Source organism: Aquipseudomonas alcaligenes NBRC 14159, assembly GCF_000467105.1.
GTDB classification, from domain to species: Bacteria; Pseudomonadota; Gammaproteobacteria; order Pseudomonadales; family Pseudomonadaceae; genus Aquipseudomonas; species Aquipseudomonas alcaligenes.
Map to the genome: position 1 here is coordinate 91,855 of NZ_BATI01000028.1, position 21,971 is coordinate 113,825.

Consider the following 21,971-nt stretch of genomic DNA (forward strand, 5'->3'; position numbering starts at 1 on the left):
AGAGCCTCGGTGCCATGCGGGCATGGCGCCGAGCTTAAAGCAGTTTTCAGTTGGCAACGATGTTGACCAGCTTGCCCGGCACGACGATGACCTTGCGGATGGTCACGCCTTCGGTGAAGCGCTGCACGTTCTCGTTGGCGCGGGCAGCGGCTTCGACTTCCTCGCGCGAGGCCGAGGCCGGCACTTCGATCTGGCCGCGCAGCTTGCCGTTGACCTGGATCACCAGGGTCAGGCTGTCCTGTACCAGGGCCGACTCGTCCACCTGCGGCCACTGTGCGTCGATCACGGCGCCGGTCTTGCCCAGGCGCTGCCACAGTTCATGGCAGATGTGCGGGGTGATCGGCGCCAGCAGCAGGGCCACGGTTTCCAGGCCTTCCTGGAGCAGGGCACGGTCCTGTTCGGTAGCCGTCGCCGCCTTCTCCAGTACGTTCATCAGGGTCATCACCTGGGCGATGGCGGTGTTGAACTTGTGGTGCTGGCCCACATCGTTGCTGGCCTGGCGGATGGCCAGGTGGATGGCACGGCGCACGGCCTTCTGCTCGTCAGTCAGGCTGGTGACATCCAGCGCGCCCGGCAAGCCGGCGCTGACGTGGCTGTGGGCCAGGCGCCAGACGCGACGGAGGAAGCGGTTGGCGCCTTCGATGCCGGCGTCCGACCACTCGCAGCTCATGTCGGGCGGCGAGGCGAACATCATGAACAGGCGGCAGGTGTCGGCGCCGTAGGCGTCGATCATGGCCTGCGGGTCGACGCCGTTGTTCTTCGACTTGGACATCTTCTCGGTGCCGCCGATTTCCACCGGCAGGCCGTCGCTCTTCAGCTTGGCGCCGATGACCTTGGCCTTGGCGTCACGCTCGACTTCCACGTCGGCCGGGTTGAACCAGTCCTTGCCGCCGTTTTCCAGGGTGCGGTAGTAGGTCTCGGCGACCACCATGCCCTGGGTCAGCAGGTTCTTGAACGGCTCGTTGGAGGTGACCAGGCCTTCGTCGCGCATCAGCTTGTGGAAGAAGCGCGCGTACAGCAGGTGCAGGATGGCGTGTTCGATGCCGCCGATGTACTGGTCCACCGGCAGCCAGTGGTTGGCGGCCTGCGGGTCGACCATGCCGCCGGTGTAGTTCGGCGAGGCGTAGCGGGCGTAGTACCAGGACGACTCGACGAAAGTGTCCATGGTGTCGGTTTCGCGCTTGGCCGCGGCGCCGCATTTCGGGCAGCTGCACTCGTAGAACTCGGGCATCTTGGCCAGCGGCGAGCCGGCGCCGTCCGGCACCACGTCTTCCGGCAGGACTACCGGCAGCTGGTCTTCCGGTACCGGCACGTCGCCGCAGCTGGCGCAGTGGATGATCGGGATCGGGCAGCCCCAGTAGCGCTGACGGCTGATGCCCCAGTCGCGCAGGCGGAACTGGGTCTTGCGTGCGCCGTGGGCGCTGGCTTCCAGATCGGCAACGATGGCGTCGAAGGAGGCGCTGAAGTCCAGGCCGTCGTACTTACCGGAGTTGATGGTGGTCAGGCCGGCCTTGTCGCCGTACCAGTCCTGCCAGGTGCTGGCGTCGTAGTCCTTGTCCGCCGCGACATACACCTGCTTGATCGGCAGGTCGTACTTGTTGGCGAACTCGAAGTCACGCTCGTCGTGCGCCGGCACGGCCATCACCGCGCCTTCGCCGTAGCCCCACAGCACGTAGTTGGCGACGAACACCGGCAGCTTGTCGCCGGTCAGCGGATGGATGACGAACTGGCCGGTGGCCAGGCCCTTCTTCTCCATGGTGGCCATGTCGGCCTCGGCCACGGAGCCGGACTTGCACTCGGCGATAAAGGCAGCAATCGCCGGGTTGGATTCGGCGGCGCGCTGGGCCAGCGGGTGCTCGGCGGCCACGGCGACGTAGGTGGCGCCCATCAGGGTGTCGGGGCGGGTCGAGTAGACCTTGAGCTGGCCATCGATGCCGATGCTGGCGACGTCGTAGTCGAACACGATGTCGGCACCGAAGCTCTTGCCGATCCAGTTGCGCTGCATGGTCTTGACCTGCTCGGGCCAGCCTTCCAGCTCGTCCAGGCTGCTCAGCAGCTCTTCGGCGTAAGCGGTGATCTTGAAGTAGTACATCGGGATTTCGCGCTTCTCGATCAGCGCGCCCGAACGCCAGCCACGGCCGTCGATGACCTGCTCGTTGGCCAGTACGGTCTGGTCCACCGGGTCCCAGTTCACCGTTCCGTTCTTGCGGTAGATGATCCCCTTCTCGAACAGACGGGTGAACAGCCACTGCTCCCAGCGGTAGTAGTCCGGCTTGCAGGTGGTGACCTCGCGGGTCCAGTCGATGGCCAGGCCCAGCGATTTCAGCTGGGACTTCATGTAGGCGATGTTCTCGTAGGTCCACTTGGCCGGCGCGACCTTGTTCTTCATCGCGGCGTTCTCGGCCGGCATGCCGAAGGCGTCCCAGCCCATCGGCTGCAGCACGTTCCTGCCCTGCATGCGCTGGTAGCGGGCGATCACGTCACCGATGGTGTAGTTGCGCACGTGGCCCATGTGCAGCTTGCCGCTCGGGTAGGGGAACATCGACAGGCAATAGAAGGTGTCCTTGCCGGGTTGTTCGGTCACGACAAAGGACTTTTCCGCGTCCCATTGGGCTTGGGCGGCGGCTTCGATTTCACGGGGCGAGTACTGTTCGTGCATGGGCTTCTGGCGCTGGAAAGAGGGCTTTCGAGAAACGCCGTAGCATACATGACCCCCCCTGATTCAGGGAAACCCTGATTGTGCCTCGGCCGCCGTTTGTCGCGGCGTCCGGCCTCGCCCGGGGCTGGCGCTAAGCTTGCCAGAGAGAGGCGCGCGGTAGGCGTCCGGTCGAGGTGAGGGATGGCAGAGTCGCGGCGTGCGGAGGTGGGCGGAGGGCTCTACGAGCGGCTGTTGCAGCGCCTGGCTCTGGCTCTGCAGGAAGCGGATACCGCGACCCGCCTGCACCAGGCGCCGCCGGACGAGCTGGAGCTGAGTGGTCTGACGCCCGCCGAGCTGGAGTTGATCCGCGCCTACCTGGATCGCGACCTCAACTGGCTGCGCGGCTGGCATGCCGCCGCCGAGGAGCTGGCGCTGATCGAGCAGCTGCCGGCCGCCAGCAAGCCTGTCAGCAAGCTGCCGGCGCGGGCGGCGAGCAAGCCGCTGCCGCGTGGCAAGCCGATGATCAAGAAACGCCAGCAGCTGTGCTGCGCGCTCTGTGGCACTGTGGCCCGGGTGCAGCGCGGCGAGGGTGTGCTGCCTTGCAGTGCGTGCGGCTCCAAGCTGTTTCGTGCCGGTCAGCCACGTTAGCGCTCGACTAGCCGGGGCGTAGCTCATAACCTCCGGGCACTGGAGGTGCCCATGGAACTGCGCTTTATCCTCAAACAACTGATCCTGCCGCCCGGCGGCCTGATGCTGCTGATCCTGCTGGCCTGGCTGCTGTGGGCCTGGGCGGGGCGCCCGCGGCTGGCAGTGGCGTGCCTGCTGGCTGGTCTTGGAGGGCTGTGGCTGCTCAGTCTGCCGGCCGTGGTGGAGTGGGCGGCGCGACTGATCGAGCGCGAGCCGGCGCTGGTCGAGGCGCAGTGGCCCGGCCTGGCGCAACGCTCTCAGGTCATCGTGGTGCTCGGCTCCGGGCGCGAGGAGGCCGATCCGGCTTGGGGCAGCGACCAACCCAGCGTCACCGCGATCGAGCGCCTGCGCTATGCCGCGCGCCTGCACCGGGCCTCGCAGCTGCCGCTGCTGATCAGTGGCGGCCTGCACTACGGCCAGCCACCCAGCGAGGCGGCGATGATGGCCGACGTGCTGCAGCGCGACTTCGGCGTGGCAACCCGCTGGCGCGAGGAGCGCAGCCGCACCACCTGGGAGAACGCGCTGTTCACGGCCGAGCTGCTCAAGGCGCAGGGCGTGAGCCGCGTGGTGCTGGTGACCCAAGCCGCACACATGCCGCGGGCGCGCTGGTGCTTCGAGCGTGCCGGGCTTGAGGTGGTGGCGGCGCCGCTGGGCTTTCTCGGCGTGCCCAACGAGCGCCCGCTGGGTGGCTGGCTACCGGAGGGCAAGGCGCTGTGGCAGAGCACGCGCCTGCTCAATGAGGCGATCGGGCTGGCGGTCTATCCGCTGCTCTATCGCTGAGACGGTCCGCGCTCAGGCCGCCTGCGGGCTGAGGCCGCGAGCTGCGCGGCGGCGGGCGAAGAAGGCCCAGCCCAGCAGCAGGCTGCACAGCACCACCAGCGGCCAGGCGCGCCATTGCAGGTAGGGCGTCAGCCCCTGCATCGGTTGCACCTCGCCATAGAGGATGGCCTGCTGGAACTGCGGGATCTGCGCGCTGATACGGCCTTGCGGGTCGATCAGCGCGGTGACGCCGTTGTTGGTGGCGCGGATCATCCAGCGGCCCGCTTCGAGGGCGCGCATCTGCGCCATCTGCAGGTGTTGCAGTGGGCCGATCGAGGTGCCGAACCAGGTGTCGTTGCTCACCGTCAGCAGCAGATCGCTCTGCGCGGCCAGGCCGGCGGCGAATTCCGGGTACACGACTTCGTAGCAGATAAAGGGCGCGATCTTCAGGCCCTTGGCCTGCAGCGGGGCCTGGTCGGCGGGGCCGCGGGCGAAGTCGGACATCGGCAGGTCGAAGAAGGCGATCAGGCCGCGCAGCACTTCCTGCAGCGGCACGTATTCGCCGAACGGCACCAGCTTCTGCTTCAGGTAGGTGCCTTCGCCCCAGCCGGTGACGGTGATCGCGTTGTAGTAGCGTTTATCGCCATGCTCGTTGCTCTGGCGCAGCGGCACGCCGGTGATCAGCGCGGCGTCGCGCTCGGCGGCGACGCGGCCCATCACCTTGAGGTAGCCCTCGGCGTACTCCTTGAGCACCGGTACGGCGGTTTCCGGCCAGACGATCAGGTCGGCGGGGCGGCTGCTCAGGGTCATGTCGCGGTACAGGTTCAGCTGGGCCTCCAGCTGGGCCGGGTCCCACTTCATGTTCTGCTCGACGTTGCCCTGCACGGCGGCGACCTTGAGCGGCTCGCCCTTGCTGGCGGTCCAGGCGTTGCCCTGCAGCGCCAGGCCGATGCCCCAGGGCGCCAGCAGCAGGAGCAGGGCGGCGGCCAGGCGTGGTTTGTCGCCGAGCAGGCGGGGCAGGTTGACCAGCAGCGCGGCCGACAGCGCCAGGCTGAGGGAAATCAGCCACATGCCGCCCACCGGCGCCAGCCCGGCCAGCGGTCCGTATAGCTGGCTGTAGCCGGCATAGAGCCAGGGGAAGCCGGTGAGGAACCAGCCGCGGAAGGCTTCCTGAGCCAGCCACAGGGCGGCGAAAGCCAGGGCGTCGCTGACCGGTGCATCGTTGCGGCGCAGCCAGCGTGCCCACAGCCAGGCCGCCAGGGCGAAGAACAGCGCGATCCCGGCACAGAAGCCGAAGGTGAGAAAGGCCGCCAGGGCCGGAGAGGCGGCGCCGTAGTCGTGGATGCTGACGTAGACCCAGCTGGTGCCGGCGAGGAACAGGCCGAGGCCGTAGCACCAGCCGCGCAGCAGCGCCTGGCGCGGGCTCAGCTCACGCAGGCCGAGATAGAAAATGGCGATGGCCAGCAGGGCCAGCGGCCAGATATCGAAGGGAGCCAGGGCCAGGGTGGTGGTGGCGCCGCCGGCGAGAGCCAGCAGGTTGCCCGGCCAGCCGGGTGGGGTGATCCAGCGCATCGTGCGTCCTTGATCGGGAATCAGGCGGGCAAGGGTACTGGAAGCAGGGGTGGGTAGAAACTCCCTCTCCCTCTGGGAGAGGGCTGGGGTGAGGGTGCCATGTGCAGTTTGGAATTGCCTGGAAGACGCGGGCCGCCCCTGCCCCTCTCCCGGAGGGCGAGGGGAGGCTGGGCTTAACGCTCCAGCGGCGTCAGGCGCAGCAGGTGCACCCGGCGGCTGTCGGCGTTGAGTACGCGAAAGCGGTACTCGCCGATCTCGGTCACTTCGTTGCGCTTGGGCAGGTGGCCGAAGGCATTCATCACCAGGCCGCCGACGGTGTCGAACTCGCTGTCGGGGAACTCGGTGTCGAAGGCTTCGTTGAAGTTCTCGATCGGGGTCAGCGCCTTGATCAGGAAGTCACCGGACGGCAGCGGTTTGATGTAGCTGTCTTCCTCGACATCGTGCTCGTCCTCGATGTCGCCGACGATCTGTTCCAGCACGTCCTCGATGGTCACCAGGCCGGCGACGCCGCCGTACTCGTCGATCACCACGGCCATGTGGTTGTGGTTGGCGCGGAACTCGCGCAGCAGCACGTTGAGGCGCTTGGATTCCGGCACGAAGGTGGCCGGGCGCAGCAGCTGCTTGATGTCGAACGGCTTGTCGCTGCCGAGGATCAGCGGTAGCAGGTCCTTGGCCAGGAGGATGCCGATCACCTCGTCGAGGCTTTCGCCGATCACCGGGTAGCGCGAGTGGGCGGAGTCGATGATCGCCGGGAGGAACTCCTGCGGCGAGTGGCTGGCCTTGATGCTGACCATCTGCGAGCGCGGCACCATGATGTCGCGTACCTGCAGGTCGGCGACCTGGATGGCGCCCTCGACGATGGCCAGTGCTTCGCTGTCGAGCAGCTTGTTCTGGTGGGCTTCGCGCAGGACTTCCAGCAGCTCCTGGCGGTTTCTCGGCTCATGAGCAAAAGCCTGGGTCAGCTTGTTGAACCAGGACTTCTGCTCGTTGCTCGATCGGTCTTCGCTCATGGTGAGTCTCAGTATCTTCCTATTCTTCGGCGTACGGGTCGGGGTGACCCAGTTCGGCCAGCAATTCTCGTTCCAGTGCTTCCATCTCCTCGGCTTCCTCGTCTTCGAGGTGGTCGTAGCCGAGCAGGTGCAGGCAGCCGTGGATGACCAGGTGGGCCCAGTGCGCCTCCAGGGTCTTGCCCTGTTCGCGGGCCTCGCGCTCGACCACCGGCACGCAGATCACCAGGTCGCCGAGCAGCGGGATATCCAGTAGTTCGTCCGGCACATCGGCCGGGAAGGACAGCACGTTGGTGGCGTAGTCCTTGTGTCGCCAGGTGTGGTTCAGCTCGCGGCCTTCGGCTTCGTCGACCAGGCGGATGGTCAGCTCCGAGTCGGCCGTGCGCTGGCGCAGGGCCAGCTCGCACCAGTGGCGCAGCTGCGCCTCGCTGGGCAGGTCGGTGGCGGCGGAGGCGTTCTGCAGGTCCAGTTCAAGCATGCGGCTGGCCTTTGCCGGGCTCGTCCTGCTGTTCCTCGAAGCGCTCGTAGGCCTCGACGATGCGCTGCACCAGCGGGTGGCGGACCACGTCCTTGGGCTGGAAGTGGGTGAAGCTGATGCCGGGGACGTCCTTCAGCACCTTGATCACGTGGGCCAGGCCGGACTTGGTGCCGCGCGGCAGGTCGACCTGGGTGACGTCGCCGGTGATCACGGCGGTGGAGCCGAAGCCGATACGGGTGAGGAACATCTTCATCTGCTCGAGCGTGGTGTTCTGACTCTCGTCGAGAATGATGAAGCTGTTGTTAAGGGTGCGGCCACGCATGTAGGCCAGCGGGGCGATCTCGATCACCTGCTTTTCGATCAGCTTGGCCACGTTGTCGAAGCCGAGCATCTCGTACAGCGCGTCGTAGAGCGGGCGCAGGTAGGGGTCGATCTTCTGCGCCAGGTCGCCGGGGAGGAAGCCAAGCTTCTCGCCGGCTTCCACCGCCGGGCGCACCAGCAGGATGCGTCGTACCTGCTCGCGCTCCAGGGCGTCCACCGCGCAGGCCACGGCCAGGTAGGTCTTGCCGGTACCGGCCGGGCCGATGCCGAAGTTGATGTCGTTGTCGAGGATCGCCTTGACGTAGCGCTGCTGGTTGGCGCCACGCGGCTTGATCACGCCCTTCTTGGTGCGCAGGGTCACGCCGGAGTCGGCCTTGCCGCTGTCCAGCGCTTCCAGGCCGGACTCCTGCAGGTACAGGTGGACCAGCTCCGGCGACAGCTCGGCGCTCTTGGTTTCGCGGTACAGGCGGCGCAGCAGGTTCTCGGCGGACTGGGTGTGCTTGCTCGGGCCGACCAGTTCGAACTGGTTGCCGCGGTTGCGAATCTCGATCGACAGGCGCTGTTCGATCAGGCGCAGGTGCTCGTCGAATTGCCCGCACAGGTTGGCGAAGCGGCGTGCTTCGTAGGGTTCGAGGGTGAAACGATGCGGTTCTATGGAGACGTTCAATGGGGTCCGGTTGCCGTTGTGCGGCGGGAATGATGGTCGAAGGATAACCCCAGGTGCCCGAGGACGAAAGTTCGGGCACCTGGCGAAGGGCTAGCCGTTAGTCGATAAGAGTGCCGCGCAGCGAGTGGGGCAGGGCGCCATCGATGTGCACGTTGACGAACTGGCCGATCAGCGCGGGGTTGTCCGAGCGGAAGTTGACGATGCGATTGTTCTCGGTGCGGCCCTGGAGCATGCCCGGGTCTTTCTTCGAGTAATCGCTGACCAGGATGCGCTGGGTACTGCCGGTCATCTTGTGGCTGATCTCGTAGCCCTGCTGGTGGATGCGGCTCTGCAGGATCTGCAGGCGCTGCTTCTTCACCTCGTCCGGGGTGTCGTCGACCAGGTCGGCCGCCGGGGTGCCCGGGCGCGCGCTGTAGATAAAGGAGAAGGAGAAGTCGAAGCCGACATCCTCGATCAGTTTCATGGTCTGCTCGAAGTCCTTCTCGGTCTCGCCGGGGAAACCGACGATGAAGTCCGAGCTGATGCAGATGTCCGGCACCGCCGCCTTCAGCTTGCGGATGCGCGACTTGTACTCCAGCGCCGTGTGGTTGCGCTTCATCGCCGCGAGGATGCGGTCCGAACCGGACTGCACCGGCAGGTGGAGAAACTTCACCAGCTGCGGAATCTCGGCATGGGCCTGGATGATGGCGTCGGAGAACTCCAGCGGGTGGCTGGTGGTGTAGCGGATGCGCTCGATGCCGTCGATGGTCGCCACTGCGTAGAGCAGGTCGGCGAAGTCGGCAATGCTGCCGTCCGGGGTCTCGCCGCGGTAGCCGTTGACGTTCTGGCCGAGCAGGGTGACTTCCTTGACGCCTTTCTCGGCCAGCTGGGTGATTTCCAGCAGCACGTCACCCAGCGGGCGGCTGACTTCCTCGCCGCGGGTGTAGGGCACCACGCAGAAGGTGCAGTACTTGCTGCAGCCTTCCATGACCGAGACGAAGGCGCTGGGGCCGTCGACGCGTGGCTCGGGCAGGCGGTCGAACTTCTCGATCTCGGGGAAGCTGATGTCGATCTGTGCCTTCTTGGTGCTGCGCGCAGCGTCGATCATCTCCGGCAGGCGGTGCAGGGTCTGTGGGCCGAAGACCACGTCGACATAGGGCGCGCGGTCGCGGATGGCGGCGCCTTCCTGGCTGGCCACGCAGCCGCCGACGCCGATCACCAGGTCCGGGTTCTCCTGTTTCAGCTCGCGCCACATACCCAGTTTGGAGAACACCTTTTCCTGAGCTTTTTCACGGATCGAGCAGGTGTTGAGGAGGATCACGTCGGCTTCGGCCGGATTTTCCGTGACTTCCAGGGCCTGGTGTTCGCCCAGCAGGTCGACCATGCGCGAGCTGTCGTACTCGTTCATCTGGCAACCGTGGGTCTCGATATATAGCTTCTTGGCCATCTGCGTGCGTCGGGGTGGTTCGATAGGACCGCGCATTATAGGGGCCGACCGCCAGCCTTCCTAGCGTTGCCTGTCCGGCCCCTGTAAGATCGCGCCCCCGATTTGCAGCAGTCCTCTATCCTTCTTCCCATGAGCAAGCGCGAACCCATCTACAAGGTGATCTTCATCAACCAGGGCCAGGTGTACGAGATGTACGCCAAGCAGATCTATCAGAGCGATCTGTGGGGCTTCCTGGAGGTGGAGGAGTTCGTCTTCGGCGAGCGCACCCAGGTGGTGGTCGACCCCAGCGAGGAGAAGCTCAAGGCGCAGTTCGAGGGTGTGGTGCGCAGCTTCGTGCCGATGCACTCGATCGTGCGCATCGACGAGGTGGAGCGTCTGGGGACGCCGAAGATCAGCGAGGCCAAGGGTGGCGGCAACGTGATGCCGTTTCCCATGCCGATGCCCGAGAAGTAGCGCTCAGTTGGGCGCGAAGGCCGGCACCTGCGGGCTGCCGAGCGAGCCGCCCGGGGCCGGTGTGAAGCCTGAGCCGGGTGTGCTGGGCGTGCTGTCGATGTGCTGCAGTTCCAGTAGGTAGCTGCGGAAGATCTGCCCCAGCACCTGGCTGGCGACCTGCAATTCCTCGCGCTGCATGTGCTCGGCCACCTGGTCGGCACTGTCCATGGCCTCGTCCGAGCCGTTCACCGCCGCCATCTTCAACACGATATAGGCCTGCACGTTGTTGGCCTGCACGCCCTCGCCGCGGAAGAACATGGTGCCCAGGCGCAGCTGAGCCTGGGCATTGCCTTGCAGCGACGCCTGCTCGAACCAGTGCAGGGCCTGGGGCAGGTCGCGCGGGGCGCTTTGCCCCTGATAGAAGAACTCGCCGAGCTCGTACTGAGCCAGGGCATCGCCCTGTTGGGCCAGTTGCTGGCAGGCGGCAATGGCCTGGGAGAGGTATTCGGGGGCAGTGTTCAGCGCGCAGCGAGCGGTGGCCGGGACCAGCAACGAGTTGTCGCCTGCGTGGGCCAGCAGGGGGGAAGCGAGCAACAGGCAACCCAGAAGCAGGTTGCGGCCGGTGCGGTTCATGGAAATCGGAACGCCTCGCGGAACGGGTCGGGCTTCATGCCCCGCCGGCTGAATGCGCCGGCCATCACATTATGTGATAAGCCGATGCGTCCTTACAAAGTCTTTACCGGGATTTCCTCGCCAGCGGGTGCGCGCAGCGTCAGTAGCAGCCAGGCGAGCAGCGGGTAGGCCGGGGTCAGCAGGGCATGAAACAGGTCGACCCGGCGTAACGGGCCGATAAAGCCTTCAGTGCCGACGGCGAGGCCGGCGACCAGAAATAGACTGACCACGCCCAGTGCGGCCAGGCCCGGCAGGCGCTGCGGCCAGCGGCTCAGGCCGGCGTAGAGGATCAGCAGCAGGGTGGCCAGGCTCAGGGCCAGGCGATAGCCCGGGTCGATTCCCAGCACACGAGCTCCGATGAATAGCCCGACCAGCACCAGCAGGCACACCGTCCAGACCGAGCGGCCCCAGACTAGTCCCCGGGCCAGCGCCAGCGCGGCCAGGCCGAGCAGGGGCAGGCCAAGCACGGCGCTGAGCTGGCTGAAGGAGCGGTGCTTGTCGATCCAGCTCGGGTCCAGGCCATAGCGCACCGCGCCGCACAGGGCAGCCGTAGCGGTCAGGCCGAAGCCCAGCAGCAACGCGCGCAGCACCGGCTGACCGGCGAAGGCCGGGCGCAGCCAGAGCAGGCTGGCCAGGCAGGCCAGCGCCAGAACGGCGTCACTCAGCGCGGTGCTGTATTGCATCACTTGAGCCTGGCGAAGGCGCGCTCGGCGGCGGCGAAGGTGATCTCCAGCTCCCTGTCGCCGTGGGCGATGGAGGTGAAGCCGGCTTCGAAGGCGCTCGGGGCCAGGTATACGCCGCCTTCCAGCATCAGGTGGAAGAACTTGTTGAAGCGCGCCGCATCGCTGGCCATCACGTCGGCGAAGGTGACGATGTCGTCGGCACCGCTGAAGTACAGGCCGAACATGGCGCCGGCCTGGGTGGTGACGAACGGGATGCCGGCGGCATCGGCGCGCTCCTGCAGGCCGGCCAGCATGCGGCTGGTGAAGTCGGACAGCTCGGCGTGGAAGCCCGGGCGGCTGATCAGCTTGAGAGTGGTCAGGCCGGCGGCCATGGCCAGCGGGTTACCGGACAGGGTGCCGGCCTGGTAGACCGGGCCGAGCGGGGCGATGCATTCCATGATTGCGCGCTTGCCGCCGAAGCAGCCGACCGGCATGCCGCCGCCGACGATCTTGCCGAAGGTCGACAGGTCCGGGGTGACGCCGTAATGCGCCTGGGCGCCGCCGAGGGCGACGCGGAAGCCGGTCATCACCTCGTCGAAGATCAGCACCACGCCGTGCTTGTCGCACTGCTCGCGCAGGCCTTCGAGGAAGCCCGGCGCCGGCGGCACGCAGTTCATGTTGCCGGCGACCGGCTCGACGATGATGCAGGCGACGGTCGAGCCGACTTCGGCGAGGGTATTCTCGACGGCGGCGATGTCGTTGTAGGGCAGGGTCAGGGTGTGCTTGGCGAAGTCCGCCGGCACGCCGGCCGAGCTCGGCACGCCCTGGGTCAGCAGGCCGGAGCCGGCCTTGACCAGCAGGCTGTCGGAATGCCCGTGGTAGCAGCCTTCGAACTTGATGATGGCGTCGCGGCCGGTATAGCCACGGGCCAGGCGGATGGCGCTCATGGTCGCCTCGGTGCCGGAGCTGACCATGCGCACCAGTTCCATGGACGGCACGATGGCGCAGACCAGGTCGGCCATTTCCACTTCCAGTGCGGTCGGCGCGCCATAGGACAGGCCGTGCTCCAGCTGCTTGCGCACCGCGTCCAGCACCTGCGGGTGGGCGTGGCCAAGAATCATCGGGCCCCAGGAGCCGACGTAGTCGACGTAGCGCTTGTCGTCCTCGTCGATCACATAGGCGCCTTCGGCATGCTTGAAGAACAGCGGAGTGCCGCCGACGCTGCGGAAGGCGCGCACCGGCGAGTTGACGCCGCCGGGGATGTGTTTCTGGGCGTTGGCGAACAGGACTTCGGAACGGGACATGGCAGCTCTCTCTTGAAGGGGCTCGAATCAGGAAGCAGTGAACAGTGCGCCGAAGGCACTCGCGCGGGCCTCCACCTCGGTGGCGGAGGGCGCGGAAAACAGGGCATGGACCACCGCCAGCAGGTCGGCGCCGCGGCTGATCAGCTCGGCGCCGTTGTCCAGGCCGACGCCGCCGATGGCAGTGATCGGCAGGGCGAAGCGCGCGCGCGCCTGCTCCAGCAGCTCGGGTGTGGCGCTCGGCGCGCCGGGCTTGGTCTGCGAGGTGAAGAAGCGGCCGAAGGCGATGTAGCTGGCGCCCTCGCGGGCGGCCTGCTCGGCCAGCGTCAGGCTGGCATGGCAGGTGGCGCCGATGATTGCCCTTGGGCCGAGCAGGGCGCGGGCGGCGGCCAGTGAGCCGTCACCCTGGCCCAGATGCAGGCCCACACCCAACCTGGCCGCCAGTTCGGCGTCGTCGTTGATGATCAGGGTGGCGCCGTGGCGTGCGCACAGCTCGGCCAGCTGCGAGGCTTCGCGCAGGCGACGGGCCTGGTCGTCGGACTTGTCGCGGTACTGCAGCAGGCGTGCGCCGCCCTTCAGCGCCGCTTCCACGTAGGGCAGCAGGCGACCATCGGCCAGCAGCTGGCTGTCGGTGATGGCATACAGGCCGCGCAACGGGCCACTCACGAGCAGAAGTCCAGGGGCAGGCGGCGCGGCACGAACTGGCCGTGGCCGGGCTGTTCGGCGTCGCGCAGGGTGCGCCAGGTGTAGTCGAGGGCACTGCGTACGGCGCTGACCACTTCCTCGCCCAGGGCCAGGCGCCCGGCCAGGGTGCTGGCCAGGGTGCAGCCGGAACCGTGGTAGCTGCCCGGCAGGCGCGCGCAGGTGAAGGTGTGGCAGTCGCCGCCGCGTACGTAGAGGCGGTTGTGCACCTCGGCCTCGTCGCCGTGGCCGCCGGTGATCAGCAGGTGCTGACAGTAGGCCGAGAGCTTCGCCGCGCATTCGTCCGCCGTGCCTTCGGGCAGCTCGGCGAGGATGCGCGCTTCCGGCAGGTTCGGCGTGGCCACGGCAGCGATCGGCAGCAGGCGCTCGCGCATGGCGTAGCCGACGTCGTCCTTGCCCAGCGAGCCGCCACCACCGGCGCGCAGCACCGGGTCGCAGACCAGCGGCACGCCGGGCAGCGCCTGCATGATCTCGACCACGGTATCGACCATCTGCACCGAGCCGAGCATGCCCAGCTTGACGGCGGCTACCGGCAGATCGGCGATGATGGCGCGGGCCTGGGCCAGCACCCAGTCGCGGTCGAGTACGCGGAAGTCGCTGACGTTGACCGTGTCCTGCACGGTCAGTGCGGTGACCGCCGGGGCGGCGTGGCAGCCCTGGGCGAGCAGGGCTTCGATGTCCGCCTGCAGGCCGGCACCCCCGGAGGGATCATGACCGGACAGGCAGAGGACGACGGGGCGGGAGTTGTGTCTGTTCATGGCCGGCGAGCTTACCACCTGGCGCCCCGGCGGCCCAATGCGCGGGGGCCCGAATCTTGTCGGAAGTGCCGGCTTTTCTGGCGCCAAGCCTGTGCTAGAGTGCCGCCCATACCAAACCAGAAGGATTCTGTGGGCCGCGCCATAGGGAGAAGAGGGCTCCGTGCGCGGCTGCACAAGAGTCCATGCGAGCCTGCATGCGTCACATCGTCTTTGTTCTTCTGTTCAGCCTGTCGTGGCTGGCCCAGGCCGTCGAGTTCGACGAGCACACCCGCTATCTCACGCTCGGCCCGCAGATGCAGGTGTTCGAGGACGTGCGTGGCGACGCCACCATCGAGCAGGTCAGCTCGGCGGCGCTGAGCGGCAGCTTCCGTACCAACGGCAAGGCGGTGCTCAACGCCGGCTACTCGCGTTCGGTGTTCTGGCTGCGCGTCGATCTGCTGTACCGCCCGCGTGAAGCCTCCGCGGCGCGCAACTGGCTGCTGGAACTGGCCTACCCGCCGCTGGACAACCTGGAGCTGTACCTGCCGGATGGCGCCGGCGGCTACCGCCTGGCCGCGCAGACCGGCGATGCCCTGCCGTTCTCCAGTCGGCAGATCAAGCAGAACAACTACCTGTTCGAACTCGGCCTCAACCCCGGCGAGCCGCTGCGCCTGTACCTGCGCGCGCAGAGCCAGGGCTCGATGCAGATGCCACTCGGTCTGTGGGCGTCGGAGGCCTTCATCGAGGCGCAGCCGGCGCGTATCTATGTGCTCGGCATCATCTACGGCGTGCTGCTGGTGATGCTGATCTACAACCTGTTCATCTTCCTCAGCGTTCGCGATACCAGCTACCTCTACTACATCCTCTACATTGCTTCCTTCGGCCTCTACCAGGTCTCGGTCAATGGCGCCGGCATCCAGTACTTCTGGCCGAACGACCCCTGGTGGGCCAACGCCTCCACGCCGTTCCTGATCGGTTCGGCGGCGCTGTTCGGCTGCCAGTTCGCGCGCAGCTTCCTGCACACCGGCGAGCACAGTCCCTGGGTCGATCGTCTGCTGCTGCTGTTGATGGCAGTCGGCCTGCTGACCATGGTGCTGGCCCTCACCACCAGCTACGCCACCGCGCTGCGCCTGGCCACCTACCTGGCCCTGGCCTTCACCGTGGTGATCTTCACCGCCGGCATACTGGCCTGGCTGCGCGGCATGCGCGTGGCGCGCTACTTCATCATCGCCTGGTCGGCCTTCCTGGTCGGCGGGGTGATCAACACCCTGATGGTGCTCGGCTACCTGCCGTACAACTTCTTCACCATGTATTCCAGCCAGTTCGGCTCGGCGCTGGAAGTGGGCCTGCTGTCGCTGGCCCTGGCCGACCGCATCAACGCCATGAAGGAAGAGCGCACGCGCATCCTGCAGCAGGCCGGTGACGAGCTGGAGGCGCTGAACCGCGAGCTGGCCGAGAGCAACCGGCTCAAGGACGAGTTCCTCGCCACCGTGACCCACGAACTGCGCACGCCGATGAACGGGGTGATCGGCTCCCTGGAGCTGATGCAGACGGTCAAGATGGATGTCGAACTGGAGCAGTACCACAAGACCGCCGCGACCTCCGCGCGCGACATGATGCGCATGGTCGGCGATATCCTCGCGCTCACCGAGCTGCAGGCCGGCAAGCTCTACCCGCGGCGCGAGCCGTTCAGCCTGCGCGGGCTGGTCGATGGCCTGCGCGCGCAGTATTCCCCGCGCGCCACCGACAAGGGCCTGGGGTTCGTCGTCGAGCTGGAGGACAGCCTGCCCGATACCCTGGAAGGCGATGCCGGCAAGCTGGCCCAGGCCCTGGGCTACCTGCTGGACAATGCGGTGAAGTTTTCCCATCAGGGCCAGGTCACCCTGCGTGTGCAGGCGGCCGGGCCGCTGTCCGGCAGCATGCCGCTGCGTATCGAAGTGCTCGATACCGGCATCGGCTTTGTCGCGCCGGAAGAGGGCAGGCTGTATCAGCGCTTCCACCAGCTGGACGGCTCCATGACCCGCCAGTACGGCGGCCTGGGGGTTGGCCTGGCGATCTGCCGGCAGCTGGTCGAGCTGCTCGGCGGTCGTCTGCAGCATCACTCGGCGCCGGGGCACGGCAGTGCCTTCAGCGTCGAACTCGAACTCAAGTTGCCGGTGCAGCGCCATGATGCCGTGACCGGGTCGCGCCGAGTCGGTGGCGCGCCGCAGCGCAGCCCGGAGCAGTGTACCGTGCTGATCGTCGAGGACAACCCGATCAACCAGCTGGTGACGCGCGGCATGCTGCTCAAGCTCGGCTACCGGGTGCGTACCGCGGACAACGGCGCCGAGGCCCTGGAAATGCTGCGCAGCGAGCCGATCGACGCGGTGCTGCTGGACTGCCAGATGCCGCTGATGGACGGTTTTGCCACCTGCCGTGCGCTCCGGCAGCTGCCCGGCTGCGCCGACACCCCGGTGCTGGCCATTACCGCGCACAGCCACAGCGGTGACCGCGAGCGCTGCCTGGCCGCCGGTATGAGCGACTACCTGGCCAAGCCGGTGAAGTTCCTCGAGCTGCAGGCCCTGCTGCATGACTGGGTGCTGTGCCGCCCTGTCGATAGCTGACAACGATTCGGCCGTGATTTGGCCGAATCGTCGTTTCCAACCCAAAATGAATCGTGATTCACTTGAGGCAATAACAGTGAATCCGGATTCATTCCATGGCCGCACTCCCTTCCACCGCCCGTATTGACCGCGCCCATGAGCTGCGCGAACGCATCCTCGCCTGCGCCCATGCGCGGGTCGCCGAGGGTGGCTTCGCCAGCCTGACCATGCAGGCCCTGGCCGAGGACGCCGGCATTGCCACCGGCAGCCTGTACCGCCACTTCAGCGGCAAGGGCGAGCTGGCGGCAGAAGTCTTCAGCAATGCCTGCCGGATCGAGGTCGAGGCCCTGGCCGCCGTCCTGCGCGGCCCCGGCAGCGCCAGTCAGCGCCTGGCTGCCGGCCTCGAGCAGTTCGCCGCGCGCGCCTGGCACAGCCGGCGCCTGGCCTTCGCCTTGATTGCCGAGCCGGTCGAGCCGGAAGTCGACGAGCAGCGCCTGCTGTTTCGCGAGGCCTACGCCGAGCTGTTCGTCGATCTGCTGGACGAGGGCGTGCGTGGCGGCGAGTTCCGCGTCGAGCAGGTCAGTCTGGTCGCCGCCTGCCTGGTTGGCGCCATTGCCGAAGCCCTGGTCGGGCCGCTCTCGCCGCCGGCGCGCGCGGCTCGCGATGCCGGCCTGCCGGCCGCGGACCTGGCCACCGTCAGCCAAGCCCTGATCACCTTCTGTCTGCGCGCCGTCGGCGCCCCGGAGTCCTGAGATGTCCCTGCAGCAATTCGCCGAAACCCACGAAGTGTTCAACCAGGTGCCGAGCCTCGACGGCGCCAACCTGTACCGCGTCGACCTGCCGCTGCAGGAGTGGATTCGCCGCTACGACGGTGGCTGGGCCGAAGACCGGCTGAATACCTATGGCGCCCTGGCCGGCGGCCCGCTGATGCAGGCCGGCTTCCTGGCCAACGAGCACAAGCCGCAGTTCAAGACCCATGACCGCTATGGCAACCGCATCGACCTGGTGGAATTCCACCCGGCCTATCACGAGCTGATGCGCACGGCCATCGAGCACGGCCTGCCGTCGCTGCCCTGGACCGACCCGCGCGCCGGCGCCAACGTCGTGCGTGCCGGCCTCACCTACCTGCACAGCCAGGCCGAGGCCGCCAGCGGCTGCCCGCTGACCATGACCTTCGCCGCCGTGCCAGCCCTGCGCCTGCAGCCGGAGATCGCCGATATCTGGGTGCCGAAGATCCTCGCCACTGAGTACGACCCGCGCAACGTCGGCATCGAACAGAAAGCGGGCGTTACCATCGGCATGGCGATGACCGAAAAGCAGGGCGGCACCGATGTGCGCGCCAACACCACCCGCGCCTACCCGGTGGGTATCGGCGGCCCCGGCCAGGCCTACGAGCTGGTCGGCCACAAGTGGTTCTGCTCGGCGCCGATGTGCGACGCCTTCCTCACCCTGGCGCAGACCGACAAGGGGCTGAGCTGCTTCCTGCTGCCGCGCCACCGCCCGGACGGCACGCGCAACCAGTTCTACGTGCAGCGCCTGAAGAACAAGCTGGGCAACTGGGCCAACGCCTCCAGCGAAGTGGAATACCGCGGCGCCCTGGCCTGGATGATTGGCGAGGAAGGCCGCGGCGTGCCGACCATCATCGAGATGGTGGCCATGACCCGCTTCGACTGCATGGTTGGCTCCAGCAGCCTGATGCGTCAGGCCCTGACCCAGGCCGCGCACCACTGCGCGCACCGCAAGGTCGGCGGCAAGCTGCTGGCCGACCAGCCGCTGATGCAGAACGTGCTGGCCGACCTGGCGCTGGAGAGCGAGGCTGCCCTGGCCCTGTCCATGCGCATGGGCCGCGCCCTCGACCACCTGCACGACGAGCAGGAGGACAAGTTCGCCCGCCTGGTCACCGCCATCGGCAAGTACTGGATCTGCAAGCGTGCGCCGGAGATGGTCTACGAGGCCAGTGAGTGCATGGGCGGCGCCGGCTATGTCGAGGAAACCATTCTGCCCAGGCTGTACCGCGAGGCGCCGGTCAACTCGATCTGGGAAGGCTCAGGCAACGTGCAGTGCCTGGACGTGCTGCGCGCCCTGTCAAAGGAAGCCGGCGTGCTCGACGCGCTGTTCGCCGAACTCGGCGACGGCCATGGCGATGCGCGCCTGAAGGCGCATATCCAGCGGCTCAAGGCGGATTTCGCCGATACCGCCGACATCCAGTACCGCGCCCGCCAGCTGACCGAGGACGTGGCCGTCGGCCTGCAGGCCAAGCTGCTGCTGGAAGCCGGCAACAGCACGGTGAGCGATGCCTTTATCGCCAGCCGCCTGGAGGGCCGTGGCCGGGTCTACGGCACCCTGCCGCGCGGCGTCGATGTCGAGGCGCTGGTGGCGCGCAGCACGCCGCACCTGGCCTGATCGATCAGGCCGGCGCGGCGTCGAGACCGGCGAGCAGGACCTCGGCGGGCTGCGGGCGACCGAACAGGTAACCCTGGAAGGTCTGGCAGCCCTGGGCGCTGAGGAAGGCGAACTGTTCTTCGGTCTCCACGCCCTCGGCCACCACCTTCAGTTCCAGGGCGCCGGCCAGGGCCAGGATGGTTCTGGCGATGGCGGCATCGTTGGCGTCGGTGAGCAGGTCGTCAACGAACGACTTGTCGATCTTCAGCACGTCCAGCGGCAGGCGCTTGAGGTAGCTGAGCGAGGAGTAGCCGGTGCCGAAGTCGTCCAGTGAGAAGCGCACGCCTTCCTGGCGCAGGCGTTCCATGCGCGCGATGGTTGCTTCCAGGTCGCTGTGCAGCAGGCTTTCGGTCAGCTCCAGGCGCAAGCGCGCCGGGTTGGCGTCGTGCCGCGCCAGGGCGGCGATCACCTTGTCGGCGAAGTCGGCCTCGGCGAACTGGCGGGCGCTGACATTGATCGCCAGGCTCCAGTGGCGGCAGAGCTCGCGTTCGGCCCACCGGCGCAGCTGCTGACAGGCCTGCTCCAGCACCCAGTCGCCGATCGGCAGGATCAGGCCGGTCTGCTCGGCCAGGGCAATGAACTCCAGCGGTGAGACCATGCCACGCTGCGGATGGCGCCAGCGCAGCAGTGCCTCGACGCCGACCAGCTGGCGCTGCACGTTGACCAGCGGCTGGTAGTGCAGCTCCAGCTCCTGGCGGGGCAGCGCATTGCGCAGGTCGCGCAGCAGCAGAACGCGGCTGGTGACATCTTCCTGCAGGCGCGCCTCGAACAGGCACAGGCGGTTGCGCCCGGCTTCCTTGGCCCGGTACAGCGCCATGTCGGCCTGCTTGACCAGCTCTTCCTCCGCTTCGCAGAACGGATGCAGCAGCACGGCACCGAGGCTGGCGGTGATCATCACCTCGTTGCCCTGCAGCTCGAAGGGTTGCGCCAGGCTCTCGCGCAGGCGCTCGCTGAACGCTTCCAGCAGCGTGCGCGCCCGCTCGGCGTCGGTGCCGAGATCGGCCAGGATCAGCACGAACTCGTCGCCACCCAGGCGTGCCGCGCGGTCGTCGTCGCGGATCTGCTGCTGCAGGCGGCGGGCGACCTGGCGCAGCAGTTCGTCGCCCTGGGCATGGCCCAGGGTGTCGTTGATTTCCTGGAAGTTGTCCAGGTCGAGCAGCAGCAGGGCGCCTATGTGATGGCTGGCCTGGAGCAGGGCGCGGCGCTGGCCGAGCTGCTCGATCATCAGGCGCCGGTTGGGCAGGCCGGTGAGCGAGTCGTGCAGCGCCAGGTGCTCGGCCTCCTGTTCGGCCAGCTTGCGCTGCGTGATGTCGGCGCGAATGGCGATGTACTGCACCGGCACGCCATCTTCGCCGATGAAGGGCACGATGGTGGTGTAGACCCAGTACAGGCTGCCGTCCTTGGCACGGTTGCACACCTCGCCGTTCCACACCTGGCCGCGCGAGATGGTGCGCCACAGGTCCTGGAAGAAGGTGCGCGGGTGGTGACCGGAGTTGATCAGTTGGTGGGTCCGGCCGATCAGCTCGCTGCGCGAATACTGCGAGATGCTGCAGAACTTGTTGTTGACCTGGGTGATCACGCCGCGGGCATCGGTGATCGCCACGATCGCATGGGCATCCAGTGCTGCCTTGATATCGCTGACTTCGCGCAGGCTCTTGGCCAGGTCGCGGCGAGTGCGCTCGCGTTCGGTGGTGTCGGTAACGATGGCCAGCACGCCATTGGCCCTGCCTTCCGCGTCCTTCTCCGGAATCACGCTGGCCAATGCCCAGGCCTGCTGGCCCGATGCCGTGAGGTATTCCAGGTCGAAGCCGCTGCGCTCCCCGGACAACGCCTTGAGCAGATACGGCATTGCCTGCTGCTGGATATCACCGGGCAGAGCATCGGCGATCGGGTTGTTCAGGGCCTCGGCGCTGGAGCGGGTCAGGTGGTTGGCCAGGGCCGGGTTGAGGTAGCGCAGGCGCAGGGTCGCGTCGAGGCGGGCGATGCCGCTGGGCAGGTTGTGCAGCAGGGTGTTGAGCTCGTGTTCCTGGGTGCGGATGCGCTGCTCGCTGAGGGCCATGCGCTGGTAGGGCTCGTGTACGCCGGCGAGGAAGATGGCGCGGTAGATGTAGGCATAGGCCACCACCTTGTACAGGTGGCCGAACAGATTGAGGAAGTCGCTGGCCGTGTGATAGTTGGTGAAGGCCAGCTCGCCGATGCCCATGATCACGCACGAGGTGGCCAGCCACAGGCTGCGCGGGTGGCGCTCGTGGCGGCTGTGCAGCAGCAGCCACACGGCCAGCGCCAGGTTGGCCGCGCAGATGCCGTATTCGATGTTGGCCTTGAACGGCGTCACGCCCTGGCCGGGAATGAACAGGGCTGGCAGGTGCTGCAGCGCTTGGGGCGCGCTGAACAGCAGGGTGCCGACGAGGACGAAACTGGCCAGCAGCCAGAGGAGCTTGTCGCCGACCAGGCGTACCCGCGTGACGATCAGCAGCATGGCCAGCACTTCCAGAATGCGGCCGCACAGCCAGTAGAAGATGCCCAGCTGGGTGCTGCTGTCGATCAGCAGCGACGGCATGCCGGGGAAGGTGATGGCATGCAGCATGTCCACCCCGGCGACGGCCGTGAAGCCGAACACCAGCACCTTGGCCATGTCCTGGTGCTCGTCGGTGAGGGTGTTCCAGGCCATGGTCACGACCATCAGCGACACCAGCACGGCGAACATCTCCAGCAGCAGGTGCACCGTCGGGTAGTCCTGCGGGCGCTCGGTGAACAGCTGCACCGGCGGCATGGACAGCGCCAGCAGCATCAGCAGGGCGGCGCCTGCACTGGTCAGGATGAAATGGCGCAGGTGACGGCTGTGGTCGTAGTGGGTATCCAAGATGCTTCGTCTGTCCTGAGGTG

General features: G+C 67.2%; 18 protein-coding genes. 6 read left to right on the forward strand and 12 right to left on the reverse strand.

Translation table 11 applies throughout. From position 1 onward, the window contains the following. Positions 1-46: 46 nt before the first annotated feature. A complete protein-coding gene (leuS, locus tag PA6_RS15365) occupies positions 47-2,659 on the reverse strand; it encodes a leucine--tRNA ligase (RefSeq protein ID WP_021701857.1) in 2,613 nt (870 codons plus the stop codon). Positions 2,660-2,839: 180 nt separating this feature from the next. On the opposite strand from leuS, the gene PA6_RS15370 reads away from it, so the two are divergent. Together PA6_RS15370 and PA6_RS15375 are read left to right on the forward strand one after the other, a co-directional pair. Further along, positions 2,840-3,286 (forward strand): hypothetical protein, encoded by a 447-nt coding sequence (locus tag PA6_RS15370; RefSeq protein ID WP_021701858.1) that lies wholly within the window; start codon positions 2,840-2,842, stop codon positions 3,284-3,286. 51 nt (positions 3,287-3,337) lie between these two features. Beyond that, positions 3,338-4,105: a YdcF family protein gene (locus PA6_RS15375; RefSeq protein ID WP_021701859.1), complete on the forward strand. Its 768-nt coding sequence runs from the start codon at positions 3,338-3,340 to the stop codon at positions 4,103-4,105. Positions 4,106-4,117: 12 nt separating this feature from the next. On the opposite strand, the gene lnt is transcribed toward PA6_RS15375, so the two are convergent. The 5 genes from lnt to miaB form a co-directional block, all read right to left on the reverse strand. Beyond that, the gene (gene lnt, locus PA6_RS15380; protein ID WP_021701860.1) at positions 4,118-5,656 is read right to left on the reverse strand and encodes an apolipoprotein N-acyltransferase; all 1,539 of its coding nucleotides are present in this window, start codon (positions 5,654-5,656) and stop codon (positions 4,118-4,120) included. Between the two features lie 173 nt (positions 5,657-5,829). Further along, entirely contained in the window at positions 5,830-6,666 is an 837-nt protein-coding gene (locus PA6_RS15385; RefSeq protein ID WP_021701861.1) for an HlyC/CorC family transporter, read from the reverse strand. A 19-nt stretch (positions 6,667-6,685) separates the two neighbouring features. Beyond that, positions 6,686-7,141 (reverse strand): rRNA maturation RNase YbeY, encoded by a 456-nt coding sequence (gene ybeY / locus PA6_RS15390; RefSeq protein ID WP_021701862.1) that lies wholly within the window; start codon positions 7,139-7,141, stop codon positions 6,686-6,688. After that, on the reverse strand, positions 7,134-8,129 hold the full coding sequence (locus PA6_RS15395; protein ID WP_021701863.1) for a PhoH family protein: 996 nt from the start codon (positions 8,127-8,129) through the stop codon (positions 7,134-7,136). The genes ybeY and PA6_RS15395 overlap by 8 nt, the downstream gene beginning before the upstream one ends. A gap of 97 nt (positions 8,130-8,226) precedes the next feature. Beyond that, on the reverse strand, positions 8,227-9,555 hold the full coding sequence (gene miaB, locus PA6_RS15400; RefSeq protein ID WP_021701864.1) for a tRNA (N6-isopentenyl adenosine(37)-C2)-methylthiotransferase MiaB: 1,329 nt from the start codon (positions 9,553-9,555) through the stop codon (positions 8,227-8,229). 129 nt (positions 9,556-9,684) lie between these two features. Between miaB and PA6_RS15405 the strand changes: the two genes are divergently transcribed. Continuing rightward, positions 9,685-10,008, forward strand: a complete 324-nt coding sequence (locus tag PA6_RS15405; protein WP_021701865.1) for a DUF1820 family protein — start codon at positions 9,685-9,687, stop codon at positions 10,006-10,008. A 3-nt stretch (positions 10,009-10,011) separates the two neighbouring features. Here PA6_RS15405 and PA6_RS15410 read toward each other — a convergent pair whose 3' ends face one another. The 5 genes from PA6_RS15410 to PA6_RS24245 form a co-directional block, all read right to left on the reverse strand. Next, positions 10,012-10,620 carry a tetratricopeptide repeat protein gene (locus PA6_RS15410; protein ID WP_021701866.1) on the reverse strand — a complete coding sequence of 203 codons (609 nt, stop codon included), beginning with the start codon at positions 10,618-10,620 and terminating at the stop codon, positions 10,012-10,014. A 92-nt stretch (positions 10,621-10,712) separates the two neighbouring features. Beyond that, the gene (locus tag PA6_RS15415) at positions 10,713-11,342 is read right to left on the reverse strand and encodes a DUF6962 family protein (RefSeq protein WP_021701867.1); all 630 of its coding nucleotides are present in this window, start codon (positions 11,340-11,342) and stop codon (positions 10,713-10,715) included. After that, entirely contained in the window at positions 11,342-12,625 is a 1,284-nt protein-coding gene (gene hemL / locus PA6_RS15420; protein ID WP_021701868.1) for a glutamate-1-semialdehyde 2,1-aminomutase, read from the reverse strand. The genes PA6_RS15415 and hemL overlap by 1 nt, the downstream gene beginning before the upstream one ends. 27 nt (positions 12,626-12,652) lie before the next feature. Next, positions 12,653-13,288: a thiamine phosphate synthase gene (gene thiE, locus PA6_RS15425; RefSeq protein ID WP_021701869.1), complete on the reverse strand. Its 636-nt coding sequence runs from the start codon at positions 13,286-13,288 to the stop codon at positions 12,653-12,655. Next, the gene (locus tag PA6_RS24245) at positions 13,285-14,082 is read right to left on the reverse strand and encodes a hydroxymethylpyrimidine/phosphomethylpyrimidine kinase (protein WP_021701870.1); all 798 of its coding nucleotides are present in this window, start codon (positions 14,080-14,082) and stop codon (positions 13,285-13,287) included. Before PA6_RS24245 ends, thiE begins: the two co-directional genes overlap by 4 nt. A gap of 194 nt (positions 14,083-14,276) precedes the next feature. On the opposite strand from PA6_RS24245, the gene PA6_RS15435 reads away from it, so the two are divergent. The 3 genes from PA6_RS15435 to PA6_RS15445 all read left to right on the forward strand — a co-directional run bounded on the left by PA6_RS15435 (position 14,277) and on the right by PA6_RS15445 (position 19,046). Next, positions 14,277-16,664: a hybrid sensor histidine kinase/response regulator gene (locus tag PA6_RS15435; RefSeq protein ID WP_043216771.1), complete on the forward strand. Its 2,388-nt coding sequence runs from the start codon at positions 14,277-14,279 to the stop codon at positions 16,662-16,664. A 95-nt stretch (positions 16,665-16,759) separates the two neighbouring features. Then, positions 16,760-17,395 carry a TetR/AcrR family transcriptional regulator gene (locus PA6_RS15440; RefSeq protein WP_021701872.1) on the forward strand — a complete coding sequence of 212 codons (636 nt, stop codon included), beginning with the start codon at positions 16,760-16,762 and terminating at the stop codon, positions 17,393-17,395. Between the two features lies 1 nt (position 17,396). Further along, positions 17,397-19,046: an acyl-CoA dehydrogenase family protein gene (locus PA6_RS15445; RefSeq protein ID WP_021701873.1), complete on the forward strand. Its 1,650-nt coding sequence runs from the start codon at positions 17,397-17,399 to the stop codon at positions 19,044-19,046. Positions 19,047-19,050: 4 nt separating this feature from the next. Here PA6_RS15445 and PA6_RS15450 read toward each other — a convergent pair whose 3' ends face one another. Beyond that, positions 19,051-21,948 carry a bifunctional diguanylate cyclase/phosphodiesterase gene (locus PA6_RS15450; protein ID WP_021701874.1) on the reverse strand — a complete coding sequence of 966 codons (2,898 nt, stop codon included), beginning with the start codon at positions 21,946-21,948 and terminating at the stop codon, positions 19,051-19,053. Positions 21,949-21,971: the final 23 nt, after the last annotated feature.